Annotated in this window: 21 protein-coding genes; 11 read left to right on the forward strand and 10 right to left on the reverse strand. The window is 70.9% G+C overall.

Annotation, left to right across the window (positions count from 1 at the left end; genetic code table 11):
• Positions 1–244: 244 nt before the first annotated feature.
• Positions 245–2554 carry a transglycosylase domain-containing protein gene (locus ACIA8R_RS03685; protein ID WP_364082765.1) on the reverse strand — a complete coding sequence of 770 codons (2310 nt, stop codon included), beginning with the start codon at positions 2552–2554 and terminating at the stop codon, positions 245–247.
• Between the two features lie 242 nt (positions 2555–2796).
• On the opposite strand from ACIA8R_RS03685, the gene ACIA8R_RS03690 reads away from it, so the two are divergent.
• A complete protein-coding gene (locus tag ACIA8R_RS03690; RefSeq protein ID WP_090771382.1) occupies positions 2797–3093 on the forward strand; it encodes a WhiB family transcriptional regulator in 297 nt (98 codons plus the stop codon).
• Between the two features lie 53 nt (positions 3094–3146).
• On the opposite strand, the gene ACIA8R_RS03695 is transcribed toward ACIA8R_RS03690, so the two are convergent.
• The gene (locus ACIA8R_RS03695) at positions 3147–4274 is read right to left on the reverse strand and encodes an ArsA family ATPase (protein ID WP_357692616.1); all 1128 of its coding nucleotides are present in this window, start codon (positions 4272–4274) and stop codon (positions 3147–3149) included.
• Positions 4271–5275, reverse strand: coding sequence for an ArsA-related P-loop ATPase (locus ACIA8R_RS03700; RefSeq protein ID WP_397036354.1), 1005 nt, complete (start codon positions 5273–5275; stop codon positions 4271–4273). Before ACIA8R_RS03700 ends, ACIA8R_RS03695 begins: the two co-directional genes overlap by 4 nt.
• Before the next feature lie 133 nt (positions 5276–5408).
• Here ACIA8R_RS03700 and ACIA8R_RS03705 point away from each other — a divergent pair, with 133 nt between their 5' ends.
• The 4 genes from ACIA8R_RS03705 (at position 5409) to ACIA8R_RS03720 (ending at position 7732) form a co-directional block, all read left to right on the forward strand.
• Positions 5409–5564, forward strand: coding sequence for a hypothetical protein (locus ACIA8R_RS03705; protein ID WP_357692612.1), 156 nt, complete (start codon positions 5409–5411; stop codon positions 5562–5564).
• Positions 5561–6019 (forward strand): RidA family protein, encoded by a 459-nt coding sequence (locus ACIA8R_RS03710; protein ID WP_357692610.1) that lies wholly within the window; start codon positions 5561–5563, stop codon positions 6017–6019. Before ACIA8R_RS03705 ends, ACIA8R_RS03710 begins: the two co-directional genes overlap by 4 nt.
• Before the next feature lie 109 nt (positions 6020–6128).
• Complete coding sequence (locus ACIA8R_RS03715) at positions 6129–6947, forward strand: NUDIX hydrolase (protein ID WP_364082757.1); 819 nt, start codon at positions 6129–6131, stop codon at positions 6945–6947.
• Positions 6944–7732: an MBL fold metallo-hydrolase gene (locus ACIA8R_RS03720; protein WP_397036357.1), complete on the forward strand. Its 789-nt coding sequence runs from the start codon at positions 6944–6946 to the stop codon at positions 7730–7732. Before ACIA8R_RS03715 ends, ACIA8R_RS03720 begins: the two co-directional genes overlap by 4 nt.
• Here ACIA8R_RS03720 and ACIA8R_RS03725 read toward each other — a convergent pair.
• Together ACIA8R_RS03725 and ACIA8R_RS03730 are read right to left on the reverse strand one after the other, a co-directional pair.
• Positions 7714–8394 carry a Crp/Fnr family transcriptional regulator gene (locus ACIA8R_RS03725; protein ID WP_125644033.1) on the reverse strand — a complete coding sequence of 227 codons (681 nt, stop codon included), beginning with the start codon at positions 8392–8394 and terminating at the stop codon, positions 7714–7716. The two genes, ACIA8R_RS03720 and ACIA8R_RS03725, sit on opposite strands and share 19 nt — an antisense overlap.
• 133 nt (positions 8395–8527) lie before the next feature.
• Positions 8528–8956 carry a hypothetical protein gene (locus tag ACIA8R_RS03730; RefSeq protein ID WP_357692604.1) on the reverse strand — a complete coding sequence of 143 codons (429 nt, stop codon included), beginning with the start codon at positions 8954–8956 and terminating at the stop codon, positions 8528–8530.
• Positions 8957–9032: 76 nt separating this feature from the next.
• Between ACIA8R_RS03730 and nth the strand changes: the two genes are divergently transcribed.
• Together nth and ACIA8R_RS03740 are read left to right on the forward strand one after the other, a co-directional pair.
• Positions 9033–9755, forward strand: coding sequence for an endonuclease III (nth, locus tag ACIA8R_RS03735; protein ID WP_397036359.1), 723 nt, complete (start codon positions 9033–9035; stop codon positions 9753–9755).
• A gap of 49 nt (positions 9756–9804) precedes the next feature.
• A complete protein-coding gene (locus ACIA8R_RS03740) occupies positions 9805–10470 on the forward strand; it encodes a CoA pyrophosphatase (RefSeq protein ID WP_357692600.1) in 666 nt (221 codons plus the stop codon).
• Between the two features lie 49 nt (positions 10471–10519).
• On the opposite strand, the gene ACIA8R_RS03745 is transcribed toward ACIA8R_RS03740, so the two are convergent.
• On the reverse strand, positions 10520–11011 hold the full coding sequence (locus tag ACIA8R_RS03745; RefSeq protein WP_357692598.1) for a HEAT repeat domain-containing protein: 492 nt from the start codon (positions 11009–11011) through the stop codon (positions 10520–10522).
• A 103-nt stretch (positions 11012–11114) separates the two neighbouring features.
• Between ACIA8R_RS03745 and ACIA8R_RS03750 the strand changes: the two genes are divergently transcribed.
• Entirely contained in the window at positions 11115–12305 is a 1191-nt protein-coding gene (locus ACIA8R_RS03750) for a MarP family serine protease (protein WP_357692596.1), read from the forward strand.
• Here the strand turns inward: ACIA8R_RS03750 and ACIA8R_RS03755 are convergent.
• The 4 genes from ACIA8R_RS03755 to acs form a co-directional block, all read right to left on the reverse strand.
• On the reverse strand, positions 12302–12745 hold the full coding sequence (locus tag ACIA8R_RS03755; RefSeq protein WP_357692594.1) for a DUF309 domain-containing protein: 444 nt from the start codon (positions 12743–12745) through the stop codon (positions 12302–12304). The genes ACIA8R_RS03750 and ACIA8R_RS03755 overlap by 4 nt on opposite strands.
• 16 nt (positions 12746–12761) lie before the next feature.
• Entirely contained in the window at positions 12762–13679 is a 918-nt protein-coding gene (locus tag ACIA8R_RS03760; protein WP_397036362.1) for an alpha/beta fold hydrolase, read from the reverse strand.
• Positions 13669–14109 carry a phage holin family protein gene (locus ACIA8R_RS03765; protein ID WP_364082742.1) on the reverse strand — a complete coding sequence of 147 codons (441 nt, stop codon included), beginning with the start codon at positions 14107–14109 and terminating at the stop codon, positions 13669–13671. The genes ACIA8R_RS03760 and ACIA8R_RS03765 overlap by 11 nt, the downstream gene beginning before the upstream one ends.
• 185 nt (positions 14110–14294) lie before the next feature.
• On the reverse strand, positions 14295–16268 hold the full coding sequence (gene acs, locus ACIA8R_RS03770; RefSeq protein ID WP_397036364.1) for an acetate--CoA ligase: 1974 nt from the start codon (positions 16266–16268) through the stop codon (positions 14295–14297).
• A 279-nt stretch (positions 16269–16547) separates the two neighbouring features.
• Here acs and ACIA8R_RS03775 point away from each other — a divergent pair, with 279 nt between their 5' ends.
• The 3 genes from ACIA8R_RS03775 (at position 16548) to ACIA8R_RS03785 (ending at position 20264) form a co-directional block, all read left to right on the forward strand.
• Positions 16548–17327, forward strand: a complete 780-nt coding sequence (locus ACIA8R_RS03775; RefSeq protein WP_357692586.1) for an oxidoreductase — start codon at positions 16548–16550, stop codon at positions 17325–17327.
• A gap of 736 nt (positions 17328–18063) precedes the next feature.
• Positions 18064–19104 (forward strand): septum site-determining protein Ssd, encoded by a 1041-nt coding sequence (ssd, locus tag ACIA8R_RS03780; RefSeq protein ID WP_397036367.1) that lies wholly within the window; start codon positions 18064–18066, stop codon positions 19102–19104.
• On the forward strand, positions 19101–20264 hold the full coding sequence (locus ACIA8R_RS03785) for a TadA family conjugal transfer-associated ATPase (protein ID WP_397036369.1): 1164 nt from the start codon (positions 19101–19103) through the stop codon (positions 20262–20264). The genes ssd and ACIA8R_RS03785 overlap by 4 nt, the downstream gene beginning before the upstream one ends.
• The last annotated feature ends 1 nt before the right edge of the window (position 20265 follow it).

A 20265-nucleotide genomic window follows, 5' to 3' on the forward strand; every position in this document is an offset into this window, starting at 1 on the left:
CCGCTGCCCGCTGAGCGCCCCCGTAAGGCCGGTCGGCGTCTCTGAGGCTGAGGGCCCCGGAAGCTGGAGCGTCGCTGAGGGGCCCCGAGAAGGTTGTGGGGCCTCCTGGGGGCCCATCCCGGGGCGGGAAGCGGGCGGAGACGTCTAGAAGCCGCGTAGCGCCCTTAGGGGGCGATGGGAGGCCGGGCCGGGAGCGGCGGCCGGCCCCTGGGACGGTGAGGTCAGGGGCCGGGCTGGAGGCGGGTCAGGGGCGGGTTCGGGTCGCCGGGATGGTGAGGCCGGTGTTGGCGTGGCCGCCAGGCCCGTCGCCCAGCCCCTGCCAGTCACCCGGCCCCGGCCCGTCACCGCGCCCGCCGTCGCCGCCGTCCCCCCGGTCGTTGCGGTCGCCGAAGAAGTCCTCGAACGGGTCGCCGCCGCCCGGCCGCCCGTCCTCCTCGTGCTTCTTCTTCTTTTTGGGCTTCGGCGCGCACTTGTCGGAGCAGCCGCCGAAGCGCGAGTGGTCCACGGACGTGAACTTCGTCGGCTCCACCCCCTTGAGCGCCTGCATCATGGCCTGCTTCCAGATGGGCCCGGAGATGGACGCGCCGTACACGTACGGGAAGTAGCGCCCCCCGATCGTGACGCCGATCAGCTTGTGGGTGGACGCGCCGCGCGGGTCGCCGAGGCTGACGGCGGAGGCCAGGTTCGGCGTGTAACCGGCGAACCAGGCGGACATGTAGTCGTCGGTCGTCCCGGTCTTGCCGGCCGCGTCCCGTCCGATTCCGCCCACTTCGCGCATCGTGCCCTTGGTGAACACACCTGACAGGATGCCGCTGACCGCGTCGGCGACCTCCTCCTCCATGACCTGCGAGCACTTCGGCTTGTACTGCTTGGCGTTGCCGTTCCTGTCCTTGATCTCGGTGATGGCCAGCGGCTTGCAGTACTGGCCGCGCGAGGCGAACACCGCGTAGGAGTTGGCGATCGTCACCGGGTCGACCTCGTTGACGCCCAGCGTGAACGTCTCGACCTCGCGCAGCTTGCCGCCGTCGGCGCGCTTGACGCCGAGGCGCTTGGCGAGCTTGACGACCTTGCAGAGCCCGACCTCCTGCTCCAGCTTCAGGAAGAACGTGTTCACCGAGCCCCACGTGCCGCTCTGCAGGGTCTTGAAACCGCCGCCGCCCTCGCTGGAGTTGTGCGCGGTGTGCGAGGGGTCGCCGACGTTGTCGCCCTTGCAGTCCTTGAACGAGTTGTAGCCGCCGGCGGTGAACCCGGCCGGCGCGGGGAAGCCGTCCTCGTACTTGAGGCCCTCCTCAAGGGCGGTGGCCAGCGTGTACGCCTTGGCCGTCGAGCCCTGCTGCAACCCGCGCCCGCCGCCGTGCGCCGCGTCGGCCACGATGTTGTAGCTCATCTCGTTCTTCTTCTTGCTGCCGCCGAACTTGCGCGAGGCCGCCATCGCCTTGATCTCGCCGGTGCCGGGCACGACCATGGCCTGCGCGGCCACGGGCTTGTCCTTGGGGCTGACGTACTTCTTGATGGCCTTCTCGGCGGCCTTCTGCATCTTGGGGTCGAGCGTGGTCTTGATCGTCAGGCCGCCGCGCTGGAGCAGCTTCCTGCGCTCGTCCTCATTCTTGCCGAAGTCCTCGTTGCCGAGGATCTCGTACTGGACGTAGAGGCAGAAGTACGGGAACTTGCTGGCCTCGCAGCCGCCGGGGAACTTGACGTCCTTGTAGCCGAGCTTCTTGGCCTTGGCAGCGGTGGCCTCGGGCCAGGTGATCTTGCCGATCTGGGCCATCCTGTCGAGCACGGTGTTGCGCCGCAGCAGCAGCCGTTCACGCGCCTCGGGGCCGACGTTGGGGTCGGTGCGGGCCGGGTTCTGGACGGCGCCGGCCAGCGTGGCGGCCTCGGACAGGTTGAGCTCGGAGGCGGGCTTGTCGAAGAAACGCCTGGCCGCGGCCTGGACGCCGTGCGCGCCCGCGCCGAAGTAGGCGATGTTGAGGTACTTCTCCAGGATCTGCTGCTTGGTGTACTTGCCCTCGATCGCCATGGCGTACCGCAGCTCCTGGAGCTTGCGGGACATCGTCGGCGCGATGGCCGCCTGCTGCTCCTCCGGCGTCTCGGCCTTGTTGACCAGCACCTGCTTGACGTACTGCTGGGTGATCGAGGAGCCGCCCTGCATGACGCCGCCGCCGGTGAGGTTCTTCACCAGGGCGCGGGCGGTGCCCTCGACGTCGATCGGGCCGTGGTCGAAGAAGCGGAAGTCCTCGATCGCGATCAGCGCGGTCTGCATGATGGGCGCGACCTTGTCGAGGGTCACGGACTGCCGGTTCTCGTAGTAGAACTGGGCGATCTGCTTGCCGTTGGCGTCGACCAGCTTCGTGCGCTCGGACAGGGGCGGCTCGTCGAGTTCCCTGGGCTTGAGGTCGAGCCCGTCCATGGCGCTCTTGGCCGACACACCCGCCCCGCCGACCGCGGGCAGCGCCACGGCTGCCGTCAGCACACCCGCCGCCGTCCCGGCGATGATCAGACGCAGGACGCTGAGGAGCGGGTGGGAGCGGTCTTTGCCCTTCGCTTGCACGCTCCTAAGGGTACGTCGAAACACTGTCCTTATCGGTAACACGACACCATTTCGCCTTGACTGGGAGGGGTGACTAGTCATTCCCGGTCAACAGTCCGGCGAGAAATTGGTCCTCTGGGGTCTGTCGGCCCGAACGTGAAGTTGCGTACGTTCTCCCTGCGGCAACTGAATACGGAGGCTCGGCGCCCGCGCCCGTCGGCCCCAAATGACGACTGACCACCTAAGGGGAGTGGGGTCGAAAAATGTGGATCACGGATTGGACCTCCCGTGCCGCCTGTAAGGGTGCGGACCCGGACGCGCTGTTCGTCCAGGGCGCCGCACAGAACAGGGCGAAGTTGATCTGTCGAGGATGCCCGGTCCGTACCGAATGCCTCGCCGATGCGCTGGACAACCGCATCGAGTTCGGGGTGTGGGGCGGTATGACCGAACGCGAACGCCGTGCGCTGCTCAGGCGCCGGCCCGACGTGGACTCGTGGCGTGACCTGCTCGAGTCCGCGAAGGAAGAGTACGAACGGACCAATGAGCTGATCGCGGGCTGATCGGGCCCGCGGAGGGAGAGCACGGCCGGCGCCGCCCGTCGGCCGTGCTTTCTCTACGCGCTCGCCAACAGGTTCCCGATCTGCCGCAACCCGGCCAGATCGTGGACATCTCCGGACATCGCACGTACCTGTGCCACGGGCACCGTGGGATGAGCCGAGACGAAATGCTCCTGCTCGCGGCTCTCGCGGGTGGCGAGTTGCATCCGGCCGGTGTGCAGCCGCAGCACAGCGGCCGTCAGCTCGTGTTCGCCCCTGGACTCCAGGTCCTCGGCCGCGGCGGCGCTGCGTGCCGCTGAGAGCGCCGAGCCGGGCGACACGTGCACCCGGTTCACCACGAGCCCGGCGAGGGGCATGCGCTCCTCGGCGAGCCGTTCCACGAAGTAGGACGCCTCCCTCATCGCGTCGCGCTCCGGCGCGGCCACCACGAGGAAGGCCGTGCCCGGCGCCTGCAACAGCTTGTACGTCATCTCGGCCCGCTGCCGGAACCCGCCGAACACGGCGTCCAGCGCGGACACGAACGTCTGCAGGTCCTTGATCACCTGCGCGCCGAGCAGCTTGGTCATCGCCCCGGCCATCAACCCGAACCCGGCGTTGAGCAGCCGGAACGCGCTGCGCCCACCCGCCTTGGCGGGGGCGGTCAGCAGCCGGATGAACCGTCCGTCGAGGAAGCGGCCGAGCCGCTCAGGCGCGTCGAGGAAGTCCAGCGCCGACCGGGAGGGCGGCGTGTCCACGATGATCAGGTCCCACTCGTCGGAGCGGCGGAGCTGGCCCAGCTTCTCCATCGCCATGTACTCCTGCGTGCCCGCGAAGCTGGAGGACAGCGACTGGTAGAAGGGGTTCGACAGGATCTGGCGGGCCCGCTCGGGGTCGGCGTGCGCCTCGATGATCTCGTCGAACGTGCGCTTCATGTCGAGCATCATGGCGTAGAGCTGGCCGCCGCCCTCGGGCGAGCTGACCAGGCGCGGGGTGTTGTCCAGCTCGGTCAGGCCCATCGACTGCGCCAGGCGGCGGGCCGGGTCGACGGTCAGCACGACCGCGCACCGGCCGCGTTCGGCGGCGCGCAGGCCGAGGGCCGCGGCGGTCGTTGTCTTGCCGACGCCGCCGGAGCCGCAGCAGACGATGATCCGGGTGCCCTTGTCGTCGAGGATGGCGTCGATGTCCAGGGGGACGGGCTTCTTCACGCGGCTCCCCGGTGGGTGCGAAGGATGTCGGCCAGCTCGTACAGGCCGGCCAGGTCGACGCCGTCGGCCAGCAGCGGCAGCTCGACGCGCGGCAGGCCGGCCCCGGCCAGCGACTCGCGCTCGGCGTGCTCCAGCTCGGTGCGGCGGGCGTGCTCGACGACCTCCTCGGCGAGCGCCTCGGCCATGGCGGCGGCGTCGGAGGTGTCGGCGAGCCCGGCCGCCTTGAGCCCGAGCGCGAGCTCGCCCACGTCGAATCGGCCCTTGACAGCCATGTCAAGAGCGGCCTGTGGAAGCAGTGATTCACGGACCATGTTGATGAAAACGCAACCTGGCGGAAGCCCGGCCGAGCGCAATTCGCCGACTCCGTCGAGGGTCTCCTGCACCGGCATCTCCTCCAGGAGGGTCACGAAGTGGACCATCGTCTCCCTGGATTTCACGACGCCGTTCACCAGATCGGAGTGGTTCTTGATGGGCCCGACCTTGGCCAGGCCGGCGACCTCCTGGGTGACGTTCAGGAAGCGCGTGATGCGGCCGGTGGGCGGCGCGTCGAGGACGACGGCGTCATAGACCCGGCGGCCGTTCTTGCCGCGCCTGCGCACGGCCTCGGTGGTCTTGCCGGTGACCAGCACGTCCCGGAACCCGGGGGCCACGGTGGTGGCGAAGTCGACGATGCCCATCTTGGTCAGCGCGCGCCCGGCCCTGCGCATGCCGTAGAACATCTCCATGTATTCGAGCATGGCCTCTTCGGGATCGATGGCCAGCGCGTACACGTCGCCGCCGGAGGGCGCCACGGCGATCTTCCGCTCCTCGTAGGGCAGCGGCGGCAGGTCGAAGATCTGGGCGATGCCCTGCCTGCCCTCCACCTCGACGAGCAGCACCTTGCGCCCGCCCGCGGCCAGTGCGAGGGCGAGGGCGGAGGCGACGGTCGTCTTGCCGGTGCCGCCCTTGCCGGTGAAGACGTGCAGCCGCACGTCGTCCCAGTCCGTGTCCGGAGAGTCCACGTTTCGAGGCTACCGAACGGTTACTTGTCGAAACCCGACGGCCACCGTTTGAGATTGCTCACATTGCGGTCATCGCCGCCCGGATGGGTGGGGTGACAGGCCGGGAAGCGGCTTTCCATGAGATCGTCATGCCATGAAGAAATGGGAGTACCTCACCGCTCCGGTGCTGATCCACAACACGAAGATGATCCTCGACAACTTCGGGTCCGACGGCTGGGAGCTGGTCCAGATCGTCCAGGGCGCCTCGTCCGAGCAGCTCGTCGCCTACTTCAAGCGGGAGAAGGCGTGACCCCCGAGGAGCGGATCGCCGAGCTCGGGTTCGAGCTGCCCCAGCCGGTGACGCCGCTGGCCGCGTACGTGCCGACCGCGCGCACCGGCGACCTCGTCTACACCTCCGGCCAGGTGCCCATGCTGGAGGGCAAGCTGCACCAGACCGGCAAGCTCGGCGTCGACCTCGGTGTCGACGAGGGCAAGGCGCAGGCCCGCATCTGCGTGCTCAACGCGCTGGCCGCACTGAAGGCCGAGCTGGGCGAGCTGTCCAGGGTGCGCAGGATCGTCAAGGTCGTGGTCTTCGTGGCCAGCGCGCCGAGCTTCACCGAGCAGCCCCAGGTGGCCAACGGCGCCAGCGACTTCCTGGCCGAGGTGTTCGGCGAGACGGGCAAGCACGCCCGCAGCGCCGTGGGCGTGGCCGCGCTGCCGCTGGACGCCCCGGTGGAAGTGGAGCTGATCGCGGAGGTCTCCTGACCGGAGAGGCGGGTGCGGAGGTCTCCTGACCGGAGAGGGCTGATCGCGGAGGTTTCCTGACCGCGAGGATGTGTCACCATGACCGAGTGATGTTCTAGTAGGAGGTCAGGTGGCCGGTCTTCCCCTTCCCGACGAGCTCGCCGCGCGAGCCAGAGAGATCATCGCCGGGCGGCTCGCCCCCGCCCCGGCGCGTGACGCCGCCACGGTGGTGATCCTGCGCGGCTCGGGCCCGCGCGGCGGGCCCGAGGTCTACCTGCTCAGGCGCAAGTCCACGATGGCCTTCGCGGCGGGCGCCTACGTCTTCCCCGGCGGTTCCGTCGACCCGCGTGACACCGACCAGGCGGTGGCCTGGGCCGGGCCGTCCCCCAAGGAGTGGGGGGAGATCTTCTACGCCAGTGAGAACGTCGCCCGTGGCCTGGTGTGCGCGGCCGTGCGGGAGACGTTCGAGGAGTCCGGGGTGCTGCTGGCGGGGCCGGGGCCGGACAGCGTGGTCGAGGACACCACGGGCGACGACTGGGAGGCCGACCGGCTGGCGCTCATCGACCGGAGCCTGGCCTTCGCCGACTTCCTGGACAGGCGCGGCCTGGTGCTCAGGTCCGACCTGCTCAAGCCGTGGGCCCACTGGATCACGCCGGAGATCGAGCAGCGCAGGTTCGACACCCGGTTCTTCGTGGCGGTGCTGCCCGAGGGGCAGCGCACGCGTGACGTCGGAGGCGAGGCCGACCACGTGGTGTGGCGGCGGCCGGCCGAGGCGATCGAGCTGTGGCGCGCGGGTGAGATCTTCCTGATGCCGCCCACCTCCCACACGCTCACCGAGCTGGCCGGGCACGACAGCGTGGCCTCCGTGCTGGCCGAGGAGCGGGAGATCACGCCCATCCTGCCGGAGGCCGTGGAGGTCGAGGGGGAGATGAGGTTGATGACGCCGTGAGCGGACTGCACATCCCGCTCGGCACGCCTGACGGTTCCCGTACCGAGCACGCCGAGAACCTGCTCGCGCCCAATCCGTCCGCCATGACGCTCGACGGCACCAACACCTGGGTCATCGGCACCCGCGACGCGATCGTGGTCGATCCGGGGCCCGACGACGAGGCGCACCTGCTGCGCGTACGCGACCATCTGGGCGAGCGGCGGGTCACCCAGATCCTGCTCACGCACGGCCACGCCGACCACAGCGGCGGCGCCAAACGCTTCGCCGAGCTGGTCGACGCCCCCGTACGCGCCCTCGACCCGCGCCACCGGCTGGGCGACGAAGGGCTCGGCGACGGCGACGTGGTCACGGTCGACGGCCTGGAGCTGCACGTCTACGCCACGCCCGGCCACTCGTTCGACTCGCTCTGCTTCTGGCTGCCGCAGGACCGGGCCATGCTGACCGGCGACACCGTCCTCGGCAGGGGCACCACGATCATCGCCCAGGACGGCGGACTGGGCGACTACCTGCGCAGCCTCGACCGGCTGAGGGCGGCGGCCGAGGGCCTGGGAGCGCGGGCGCTGCTGCCCGGCCACGGCCCGGTGCTGCCCGACCCGATCGCGGCCCTCGACGGCTACATCGCCCACCGGCGGCAGCGGCTCGACCAGATCAGGGCGGCGCGGGCACAGGGCGCGCGCACGCCGCAGGAGGTCGTCGAGATCGTGTACGCGGACGTCGACAGGTCGCTCTGGCCCGCCGCGGAGGTCTCCGTGCGGGCCCAGCTCGACTACCTGGAACGGTTGTAGAGCCGGTCCATGTCGAGGATGACCACGGCCTTGGCCTCGATGCGCAGCCAACCGCGCTGGGCGAAGTCGGCCAGGGCCTTGTTCACCGTCTCGCGCGAGGCCCCGACGAGCTGGGCCAGCTCCTCCTGGGTGAGGTCGTGGTGCACGCGCATGCCGTCGTCGGTCTTGGTGCCGAACCGCTCCGCCAGGTCGAGGAGCTGCTTGGCGACCCGGCCGGGCACGTCGGTGAAGACCAGGTCGGCCAGCACGTCGTTGGTGCGGCGCAGCCGCTGGGCCAGGGCGCGCAGCAGGTGCAGCGCCACCTCGGGGCGGCCGGTCAGCCAGGGGCGCAGGTCGTCGTGGCCCAGCCCGGCCAGGCGCACGTCGGTCAGCGCCGTCGCGGTGGCGGTGCGCGGTCGCGGGTCGAACAGCGACAGCTCGCCGAACATCTCGCTCGGGCCGAGCACGCTCAGCAGGTTCTCCCGGCCATCGGGCGAGGTGCGGGAGAGCTTGATCTTGCCTTCGAGCACGACGTAGAGCCGGTCGCCGGTCTCGTTCTCGTGGAAGAGGGTCTGTCCCTTGGACAACTGGACCTCGGTGATGCTCGTCCGCAGCGCCGCGGCGCTCTCGCGGTCGAGCGCGGCGAACAGGGGGGCCTTGCCCAGCACATCTTCGGTGTTCACTCTGCCTCCTCTGCTGCCATTGTGACTCACCCCACTCCGGGCGGCACACACAGGCTATGGGAATGCCCGGGTTAGGCGTGGCTTGCCCTGGTGTGTGGCGCACTGAAGTGTATGAACAAATCGGGTGACCTGCTTACTTCCGCAGGAGGTCGTCCACCGAGGCGACCGCCGTCGCCATCGTGTGGCCCAGCAGGACGCGTACGACATGGGCCGCCGAAGGGCGGCCGGCGGGCTCCGGACGGCGGCACCGCTCGACGACGCCGCGCAGCGGATGCGGCAGCGCGCCGGACCCGCTCGCGAACCTCACCAGCTCCGCCCAGTCGCGCACGTCGTCGGCCGGGCCGCCGCGGCCGGGCGAGCCCTGCACGCCCACCAGCACCTGGCCGCGCGTGCCGAGCGCGACGTTGTCGGGGGTGAGCCGCAGGCCGGTCACGCCGTGGGCGTGCATCCTGGCCATGGCCGCCGCGCTGCCGAGCGCCACCCGGTGCAGCGCCGCGCCGCGCAACGGGCCGCCCCTGCGTACGAAGTCGGTCAGTGACTCGCCCTTGTGCTGATCGCCCATGGTCGCCGCCCTCCCAGCCGCCAGGTTGTACGCGAACGCGGCGTAGAAGGTTCAACGGTTCCCATAGTCTTGCGGCATGGCCACGAACGCGGCGGGGCGCAAGCCGGAGACCCAGCTAGCCCTGGTACGGCGGGCGCGCAAGATGAACCGCGTCCTCGCCGAGACCTACCCCGACGCCCACTGCGAGCTCGACTTCCGCAACCCGCTGGAGCTGCTGGTCGCGACCATCCTGTCGGCCCAGTGCACCGACAAGCGGGTGAACATGGTGACCCCCACCCTGTTCGCCAAATACCCCACCGTCGAGGACTACGCCGCCGCCGACCGCGCCGAGATGGAAGACATCATCCGCTCGACCGGCTTCTTCCGCGCGAAGACCAACAGCATCATCGGCATGGCCCAGGCCGTGTGCGAGCGCTACCGCGGCGAGGTGCCGGGCCGGCTCAAAGACCTGGTCACCCTGCCCGGCGTGGGCCGCAAGACCGCGAACGTGGTGCTCGGCAACGCGTTCGGCGTGCCGGGGCTGACCGTCGACACGCACTTCCAGCGGCTCGTGCGCCGCTTCGGCTGGACCGAGGAGACCGACCCGGTCAAGATCGAGCACGTCGTGGCCGAGCTGCTGCCCCGCCGCGAATGGACGATCTTCTCCCACCGGGTCATCTGGCACGGCCGCCGCATGTGCCACGCGCGCCGTCCGGCCTGCGGCGTGTGCCCGCTGGCGAACCTGTGCCCCTCCTTCGGTACCGGGCCCACCGGCGAGGCGGAGGCGGAGAAGCTGGTCAGGCCCGGTCCCTTCTCCTGATCCGCGAGCCCAGGGAAGTGATCGAGGCCGTGCCGTGTTGGAGGTTTGCGTGACAGAAGTGCCCGACTGGCTCGAACGGCTCGCGGCGCAGGCCGCGCGGATCACGGTCCCCCGCTACCTGCGGCCCCCGGCCGGCCGCGGGCGCCTGGCCGCCGTGCTGATGCTGTTCGGCGAGGGGCCGCTCGGCCCCGACGTGCTGCTCATCCAGCGCAGCTCACGCGGCCGCAGGCACGCCGGCCAGCCCGCCTTCCCCGGCGGCGGCGTCGATCCCGAAGACGGCGGCCCGGTCGGCGCGGCGCTGCGCGAGGCCGAGGAGGAGACCGGCGTCGATCCGCGCGGCGTGCGCGTCCTCGGCACGATGCCCGAGCTCTACCTCGACCACAGCGACAACCGGGTCACCCCGGTGTTCGGCTGGTGGCACACGCCCTCCGCGGTGCACGCCGCCTCGCCCGACGAGGTCGAGTCGGTCGAGCGGGTGCCGATCGCCGAGCTGGTCGATCCGGGCAACCGAGTCATGTTGCGGCATCCCAGCGGGCTCGCCGGCCCGGCCTTCCACGTGCGGGGCATGCTGGTGTGGGGGTTCACCGCGATGGTGCTCGACTCCGTGCTGCGCGAGGGCGGCCTCGAACGTCCCTGGGACCAGGCGCGCCTGGAGGACCTGCCGGCCGAGGTCGTCAGACTGGGCCTGCGCGAACGGATCACTCCGGGGTCCTGACGGCTGTGCGAGCGGATCACTCCGGGGTCCTGACGGCTGTGCGAGCGGATCACTCCGGGGTTCTGAGCGAGACGCCGAGCGAGGCCCAGTCGGCGACGTCCGCGTCGTCGTCGGCGGCCAGGGTGCGCAGCATCTCCAGGCCCGCCCGGTCGGGCGGGTCGCCCAGCACGTGCTGCAGCGCGTACGCCGCCCCGTACCTCACTCTGGCGTCGTCGTGACAGGCAAGGTCGATCACCGAAGGCAGCGAGCGGGGGTCGGCCAGGTGGCCGAAGGCGATCAGCACGGCGTACAGGACCATGGCGTCGTCCTCGCTGGCCGCCAGGTAGCGCAGCACCGGCAGCGTACGGTCCACGAACGGCCGCAGCATGCCCATGATGTCCACCCCGAGCAGCCGTTCGGCCACGTTGTCCGCGGCGCACAGGCGGCGTGCCTCGATGAACGACTCCAGGTCGGCCCGCTGGCGCAGCAGGCAGATCACGTGCCAGCGCAGCGGCCCGTCCGGGTCGGTGTCGCTGAGAGCTGCCCGGATGAGATCGCGCACTGTTCCCTCGGCCGGCGGCATACCGCCCAAGATAGCCAGCCGGGTGACGCCGTCCTGGCGGAAGACGTGCACACTTGACCGTATCGCTGGCTACCTTTGAAGCGTGCGCGGTGATCTGCTTGACCTCATATTGATCGGCCTCGTGATCGCCTTCGGCGTATCCGGCTACCGGCAGGGCTTCATCATCGGCGCGATGAGCTTCGTGGGGTTCGTGGGCGGCGCCGTGCTCGGCATCTTCATCGCGCCGCCGATCGCCAAGGCCGTCGTCGACGGCGACACCCCGCAGGCCCTGCTCGCGATCGTGATCGTGTTCCTGGCCGCCACGATCGGCCAGTTCGCATCCTCCACGGTCGGCGCGGTCGTGCGCAGCCACGTCACGTGGGAGCCGGCCAAGATGGCCGACGCGGTGGGCGGCACGTTCGCCAGCGCGCTGTCCGTGCTGGTGATCGCCTGGCTGATCGGGTCGCTGATCGTCTCGACGACGTTCACCCCGCTGGTCGACCAGGTCAAGAACTCCGCGCTGCTGACCACGGTCGACGACGCGATCCCGCAGGCCGCGCGCAACTGGCAGCAGCCGTTCAAGAAGTTCGTGGACAGGTCGGAGTTCCCGCCCGTCTTCGACGCCATCGCCCCCGACGCGCTGATCGACGTGCCGCCGCCGGCGCAGAGCGTGCTGCAGGGCGCCAAGCTGGGCCGGGCCCAGCGGGCCATCGTGAAGGTCCAGGGCAACGCCGAGAGCTGCAACAAGCACATCGAGGGCACCGGTTTCGTCTACGCCGACAACCGGATCATGACGAACGCCCACGTCGTCGCCGGCGTCACCCGCGACCTGGAGGTCATCGACTACAAGAACGTGCGCCACCCGGCCAAGGTCGTGCGCTACAACCCCCAGCGCGACATCGCGATCCTCTACGTGCCCGGCCTCGACCTGCCGCAGCTCACCTTCGAGGCCGACGGCAAGCGCGGCGCCAACGCGATCATCGCCGGCTTCCCCAGGGGCAAGGGCTTCACCGCCGAGCCCGCCCGCATCGGCGGCCGCCTCGACGCCGAGGGCCCCGACATCTACCACGACCGCAACGTCCGGCGGAAGGTCTACGCGATCCGCGGCAAGGTGCTGCCGGGCAACTCCGGCGGCCCGCTGCTCACCGTCGACGGCCGCGTCTACGGCGTGATCTTCGCCGCCGCGGTCAGCGAGAAGGACACCGGCTACGTGCTCACCGCCGAGGAGGTCGCGCCCGACGCCGGCCAGGGCCGGAACGACACCACCGCGGCCAGCACCCAGGAGTGCGACTAGGCGGGCAGTGCGGCCAGGATCAGGGCGATCGCCTCGACGGCGTCGCTGTCCTGGGTCAGGCCGGTGGCCGCCCTGCCGACGGCGTCGTAGTCGCCGCCGTACGCCTGCGCCCTGGCCGCGCCGCGGCTGAACAGGGTGACCGCGCCGCGGCCGTTGCCGCGCTGGAGGTGCGTCAGCCCGACGCAGATCTGCGCGAGCCCCTGCCACAGCTCGCGCTCCTCCTCGGGCGCGCACTTCCAGCGGCCCTCGAAGACCTCGTGCGCGTTGAACGGCAGCCCCTCTCCCAGGAAGTGCCGCGCGTCGGCGAGCGCCTGCTCGGAGGTGGGTGCGTAGTCGTCGGGGACCCGGTCGACGCCGGGCGAGCCGTAGGGGAGCGGCCTGCCGTACGCGTCGCGTGGCCTGGCGTTGCGCGGCTTGCCCTGGGGGTCGCGGTCTCTCATCGCTCGAGGGGCTCTCTCATCGGTCGGGTTCGGGATCGGCCAGCCAGCCGAGCAGCTCGGTGTCGAACACGTCGGGGATCTCTTCGTGGGGGAAATGGCCCGCGCCCTCGAACAGCCGCCAGCGGTAGGGGGCGGCGACGTACCGGCTGGAGCCCTGAGCGGTGCGGGGGAGCGCGTACGGGTCGAGCGCGCCGTGCAGGTGCAGCGTCGGCGCCTCGATCTCGGTACGCATGACCCTGGCGTAGCGGCGGCCGTCGGGCCGGAGCTGGGAACGGCCGAACCAGCGGTGGTACTCCAGCGCCGAGTGGGCCACGGCGGGGATCCGGAACGCCTCCCGGTAGGTGCGCGCGGTCTCGGCGTCCGGCCAGCCGGGAGCCGACCAGCCCGCCAGGATCCTGCCGACCAGGGCGGCGTCGTGCCTGGTGAGCCTGCGTTCGGGCAGCAGCGGGAGCTGGTAGCCGAGCGCGTGCCGGCCGGCCCTGAGCTGGCCGGGGTCGGTCGCCAGCGCGTGGCGCAGGCGCAGCGGGTGCGGCGCCGAGACCACGACCAGCCGGCGCACGCACTTGGGGTCGAGCACGGCCATCGTCCAGGCCAGCAGGCCGCCCCAGTCGTGCCCGACGACGACCGCGCCGGTCTCGCCGAGCGCGCGGATCAGGCCGGTCGCGTCGGCGGCCAGGGTGGGCAGGTCGTAGCCGCGCGGCGGCTTGTCGCTGCCGCCGTAGCCGCGCAGGTCGGCGGCGACCGCCCGGAAACCGGCCTGCGCGAGGGAGGTGAGCTGGTTGCGCCAGGTCCACCAGAATTGCGGGAACCCGTGCAGCAGCAGGACCAGCGGGCCCTCGCCGGCCTCCACGACATGGAAGCGGGTGCCGCCGGCGTGCACGGCCCGGTGTGTCCACGGGCCGTCGATCTGGACGACCGTCTCGTCAGGTGCCATCACGGCTCACCGGCTGACTCTCGGCGCTCGGCACGGGGAGCGTCTGCTCCTCCGGCGTGGCGATCTCCTTGAGGCCCTTGATCGACCTGGCGGTGCGCTTCATCCCGGCCAGGCCCTTCAGCCTGCGCACGCCGACCAGCACCAGCAGGCCCGCGGCCACCAGGTAGAAGACGGTCACGATGAGGAAGGCCAGCCAGTTGGGCAGCCACTGGGCCAGCACGTACGCGATGGTGAACGAGGCCAGGATCAGGCACAGGTGCGCCATGAACGCGGCGGCGGCGAACAGCCCCGCGGCCATGCCCACCCGCTTGGCGTCGAACTTGAACTCGGCCTTGGCCAGCTCGATCTCCGAGCGGACGAGGTCGGAGATGTGGCTGCTGGCCTGGGCGACCAGCGAGCCCAGGGATTCTTCCTCGGGAGTCTGCGGCATGAACGTCTCCTATCGAGGCCTGGTGGCCGTGTCAAACATCCCGTACTAACTGCTGGGCGCCACCGAACACGCCGAGGACGCGGCTACTCCCAGAACTACCCGATCGCCCACGATAACGCCGTCCGCCGCAGACAGATGAGGCGCATGCCCGGTACGGGCATGCGCCTCAGGGGCTGAACGGCCGGTCAGTCCTCGGACTTGGCCGCCGGCAGCTTCTCGGAGATGAGGTTCATCACCGTGCTGTCGGCCAGCGTGGTGACGTCGCCGATGCTGCGATTCTCGGCCACGTCGCGCAGGAGGCGGCGCATGATCTTGCCGGAGCGGGTCTTCGGCAGCTCGGGGACGACCAGGATCTGCCGCGGCTTGGCGATGGGGCCGAGCGTCCTGGCCACGTGGTCACGCAGCTCGGCGGCGATGTCGTCGTTCTCCTCGGCGCTGCCGCGCAGGATCACGAACGACACGATGGCCTGGCCGGTCACCGGGTCGGTCGCGCCGACCACGGCCGCCTCGGCGACCTTGGGGTGGCTGACCAGGGCGCTCTCCACCTCGGTGGTGGAGATGTTGTGGCCGGAGACGAGCATGACGTCGTCGACGCGGCCGAGCAGCCACAGGTCGCCGTCCTCGTCCTTCTTCGCGCCGTCGCCGGGGAAGTACATGCCCTCGAAACGCGACCAGTACGTGTCGATGTAGCGCTGGTCGTCGCCCCAGATCGTGCGGAGCATCGACGGCCACGGGTCGCGCACGACGAGGAAGCCGCCGCCCCCGTTGGGGACGCTGTTGCCCTGGTCGTCGACCACGTCGGCGGTGATGCCCGGCAGCGGGCGCATCGCCGCGCCCGGCTTGGCCGAGGTGATGCCCGGCAGCGGGCTGATCATGATCGCGCCGGTCTCCGTCTGCCACCAGGTGTCCACGACGGGGCAGCGGTCGTGGCCGATGTGCTCCCGGTACCAGACGTAGGCCTCGGGGTTGATCGGCTCGCCGACCGAGCCCAGGACGCGCAGGCTGGACATGTCGAACTTGGCGGGGATGTCGTCGCCCCACTTCATGAACGTCCGGATCGCCGTGGGGGCGGTGTAGAGGATCGTGACCTTGTACTTCTGCACGATCTCCCAGAACCGGCCGCGGTGCGGGGTGTCCGGGGTGCCCTCGTAGATGACGCTGGTCGCGCCGTTGGCGAGGGGGCCGTAGACGATGTAGGAGTGGCCGGTGACCCAGCCGATGTCGGCCGTGCACCAGTAGATGTCGGTCTCGGGCTTGAGGTCGAAGACCGCGTGGTGCGTGTAGGCGGTCTGGGTGAGGTAGCCGCCGGTCGTGTGCAGGATGCCCTTGGGCTTACCGGTGGTGCCGCTGGTGTAGAGGATGTACAGCGGGTCCTCGGCGTCGTGGGGCTCGGCGGTGTGCTGGTCGCTCTGGCGCTCGACCAGGTCGTGCCACCACACGTCCTTGTCGCCCACGGCGACGTCCTGGCCGGTACGGCGGACGACGAGCACGTTCTCCACCTGCGGGCACTCGGCGACGGCCTCGTCCACGGTGGGCTTGAGCGCGCTCGGCTTGCCGCGGCGGTAGCCGCCGTCGGCCGTGATCACGAGCTTGGCGTCGGCGTCGTCGATGCGGCTCTTGAGCGCGGCGGAGGAGAAGCCGCCGAACACCACCGAGTGGATCGCGCCGATGCGGGCGCAGGCCAGCATCGCGATCGGCAGCTCGGGGATCATCGGCATGTAGATGGCCACCCGGTCGCCCTTGCGCACGCCGAGCTCCAGCAGCGCGTTGGCGGCCTTGCCGACCTCGTTCTTGAGGTCGTTGTAGGTGAGCGTGCGGCTGTCGCCCTCGGGCTCGCCCTCCCAGTGGTAGGCGACCTTGTCGCCGCGGCCCTCCTCGACGTGCCGGTCGACGCAGTTGTAGGCGACGTTGAGCTCGCCGCCGACGAACCACTTGGCGAACGGCGCGTTCCACTCCAGCGTCGTGTCCCACCGCCTGGCCCAGGTCAGCCGCTCGGCCGCGCGCTCCCAGAAGGCGAGACGGTCGGCGTCTGCCTCGGCGTATGCGGCGGCGGTCACGTTCGCGGCCGCGGCCAGCTCGGCCGGTGGTGCGAACCGGCGGTTCTCCTGTAGCAGGTTGGACAGCGCCTGGGTCTCGTTGCCAGGGGTCTCCGGGGCCACTTCGTGCTCCTTCTATGGCCAGGTTGGACAGGTCGGGTCCCACTTCACCAGCTCACGGCCTCCCCACACAAGAGGTCTAGACAGGTCTGTACCGATTCGCGTGGGTGGCCGCATGATTATCAGCTTGCATGACAAACGCAATTGAACTGTTGTCATCCTGAAATCAGGAGAATATGCGGTTCGGCGTGGCGGGAAAAAGCGGGGGGGCCGTAGCGCCTTATACGGCGGCGGTCCGGTCCATGGCGGGGCATGGCGTACCCGCCGGTAAGGTCGGTTTCCGTGAGTGACCCATTGGCCGTCATCGCGCGGTTCCCAGGCGTGTCCGAGGCAGTGGACGAGGCGCGGCAGGCCGTCGACAGGCTCTATCGGCATCGCGTCCTGCGCCGGGCGAGCCCGGCGGTGTCCACCGAGTCGTCCCTGCGCGGCGCGCGGGCCTCGGCCGCGATCGAGGGCGTCGACGTGCCGCTGGACGCCTTGCGCCGCGACGAGGTGCACGATCCGCTCGTACAGGGGGCGCTGCGGGCGTCCGCGGAGATGGGCCGGCTCGGTCCCACCTGGCGGAAGGCGCCGCGGCAGGTGCTGGCCCGCCTGCACACCGTCGCCGCCGCGGGGCTCGCCGACCAGCCGGCGCTGGGCCGTCCCCGTACGGACGACTCCGCCCCCGATCCGCTCGGGCTCGGTCCCGCCCCGGGGGCGGCGGAGACCGCGACGCGCATGGAGTCCCTGTTCCGGCTGCTGGAAGAGGCGGGCAAGGCGCCCGCGATCGTGCTGGCCGCCGTGGTGCACGCCGAGCTGGCGGTGCTGCGTCCGTTCGGGACGTGCGACGGCGTCGTGGCGCGTTCCGCGGAACGGCTGACGCTGGTCGAGTACGGGCTCGACCCGAAGTCGCTGGTCGTCGTCGAGATCGGGCATCTTGAGCTGCCGTACGCGGAGGCGCTCCGGGCGTACCTGACCGGTACTCCGGAGGGCGTCGGCCAGTGGGTACAGCACTGTGCCTCGGCGGTAAGCCTGGGGGTACGGGAGACGACCGCGGTCTGCGAAGCGATGCAACGAGGCTGACGGACGGGCTGGTCACATAGCGGACGGCGTCTCGACCGAGACGCCGTCTGCCGGTGCATCACACCGGGTTACCAAGCGTGCACCTCAAATCCGTCGGAGCGGGTCAAGCCCGTCACGACGCGCCTCCCGCGGCTGGTCGCGCGTGGGTACCCGGCTGATGCACCCGGACAAGAGGTCCGTAACACCTTTCTACGACGGATCCGCCCTGCTGGGAACCCCTTGGAGCAAGACCTTTACCCAGACGTGGAGCGGCCGGGAGGGTTCCGTCGAGCCGTCTTCGGGCGCCAACCCGTTACCTACCTGTGACGATTACGGACAGTGACTGTCTTTATGCGATCGTTATGGCGTAGCGAAAAAACTTGGCGGAAATGCCAGATTACTGCTCGACGAAACTCGAGTGGATCGGGCAGCATACGGAGGTATCGCCCGAAACTGGAGCGTGTGTGTGAGGGATGCGTTTGCAAGTCTCTTGCCATGCTCTGGTGAAGTGATGAAAGCTTTCTTCTGAAACGGGACCGGCTCTACCCCCCCGGAGCCGGACCGATCAGGCGACCCCCGCTCTCCCCCCCGGCGGGGGTCGCCCTATTTCCGGCCTCTGTCCGGCTCGCCGACCCCGCCGGTTGTCCACAGGTTAGGCATGTCCGCGGCCGCCGTCCCCAGAATCCCGCTCGGCCTCTCCCGGCCGCCTCCTCCCCAGCAGGGTTGACCTCCCACGCCCCGGCAAGAGGAGGACCCCGTGCACCGCCCCCTGGTCATCACCGAGGACCACGACCTCCTCGACGACCTGGTCCGCATCGCAGCCGCCGCCGGCGCCCAGCTCGACGTGGCCCAGACCCCTGCCCATGCCCGGCCGTACTGGAACCTCGCCCCCATGGTCGCCATCGGCCCCGACCAGGCCGACGCCGTCGCCGCCACCTCACCGCCCACCCGGGACCAGGTCCTCCTGGTGACCCGTGGCCCCGACGACCCCGACACGTGGCGAAAATGCGTGGCCGTGGGCGCCCAGGCCGTCGTCCGCCTCCCCGGCGACGAACGCCACCTCGTGGAACGCTTCGCCGACGCCATGGAGCCAGAGCCCCGCTCCGGCGCGGTGACCTGCGTGATCGGCGGCCACGGTGGAGCGGGCGCGAGCGTGGTGTCCGCCTGCCTGGCCCTGCGCGCCTCGGGCGACCGCCTCCATACGCTCCTGATCGACGCCGACCCCCTGGGCGGCGGCATCGACGCCCTGCTGGGCCACGAGGAGGCGGCGGGCGCCCGCTGGGGCGACCTGGTGGCGAGGGAAGGAAGGATCAGCTCCAGCGCCCTGCGGGCGGCGCTCCCGTCGTTCGGCGACCTCGCGGTCCTGTCCTTCCACCGCGGGGAAGTGGCCGCGATCCCGCCCCAGGCCATGCGCTCGGTCCTGGAAGCCGGCCGGCGCGGCTTCGACCTGATCGTCGTCGACCTCCCGCGCCATCTCGACCCGGCCGCCGTGGAAGCCCTCACCAGGGCCGACACGACCCTGACGGTCACCACGGCCGACCTGCGCGGCATCCTGTCCACCGTCCAGGTGCTGGGCGAGCTCCGCAGGCACACCGCCGACCTGCGTGCCATCCTCCGGCCCGGAGTCCTCGACGAGGAGACGGCCGCGGCCTCACTCGGCATCCCCGTCGCCGCCCACCTGCCCGACCATCCGAGGCTCACCGCCACCCTCAACCGGGGCGAGCTCCCCGGGCTCGGCCCGCGTACGGTTCTCGGCACCCTCTGCGCGTCCCTGCTCCAAGACCTCCTTCCGGCATGAGCGCCGCCGGGGAGGTCTCGCCGGAGCTGGTGGAGGCCGTACGCGTCCGCCTGGCCCACGCCGGTGTCGAGCCGACGGCCGCCCAGGTGGCCGTCGCGCTCAGAGCCGAACGCTCGGTCTACGGAGACGCCGAGATCCTGGCGGTCGCCCGCGCCCTCTGCGCCGACCTGATCGGCGCCGGTCCGCTGGAACCGCTCCTGGCCCGTCCCGACGTCACCGACGTCCTGGTCAACGGCCCGCGGGAGGTGTGGATCGACGACGGCAGCGGCCTGCGCCGCACCTCCGTCACGTTCGCCGACGACGGAGCGGTCCGCAGGCTGGCCCAGCGCCTCGCGGCCGCCGCCGGTCGCCGGCTCGACGACGCCTCGCCGTACGTGGACGCGAGGCTGGCCGGGGGCGTCCGGTTGCACGCCGTACTGCCGCCCATCGCCTCGGGCGGCACCTGCGTGTCGCTCCGCCTGCCGCCGCGCCGCACCTTCACCCTGTCCGACCTGGTGTCGGCCGGCACGATCGCCCCGGCGGCCGTCACGGTGCTGACGGCGATGGTCGACGCCCGGCTCGCCTTCCTCGTCACGGGCGGCACCGGCACGGGCAAGACCACCCTCCTGTCGGCCCTCCTCTCCCGGGCCGACCCGGCCGAACGCCTCCTCCTCGTGGAGGACTCCGCCGAGCTGCGCCCTCTCCACCCTCACGTGGTCCGCCTGGAGACCCGTCCGGCCAACCTCGAAGGGGCGGGCGGAGTGGGCCTGCGCGATCTGGTGCGTCAGGCGTTGCGCATGCGTCCCGACCGGCTCGTGGTGGGCGAGGTCAGGGGAGCGGAGGTCGTCGACCTGCTCGCCGCCCTCAACACCGGCCACGAGGGCGGGTGCGGCACGCTGCACGCCAACGCCGCGGCCGACGTGCCGCCCCGCCTGGAAGCCCTCGGCTGCGCGGCGGGCCTGACCAGGGAGGCCGTGCACAGCCAGCTGGCGGCGGCCCTCGACGTGGTCGTCCACCTGACCCGCACCCGCACCGACGGCCGACGGCGCGTCGCCGAGATCTGCCTGCTCTCCAGAACCCCGGCCGGCCTCGTCGAATCGGTCCCCGCCCTCACCTTCGCCCCGGACGGCAGCCCCCACACCGGCCCTGGCTACGAATCCCTCCTGCGAAGGACCTCATGAA

Source organism: Nonomuraea sp. NPDC051191 (assembly GCF_044455665.1).
GTDB lineage: Bacteria > Actinomycetota > Actinomycetes > Streptosporangiales > Streptosporangiaceae > Nonomuraea.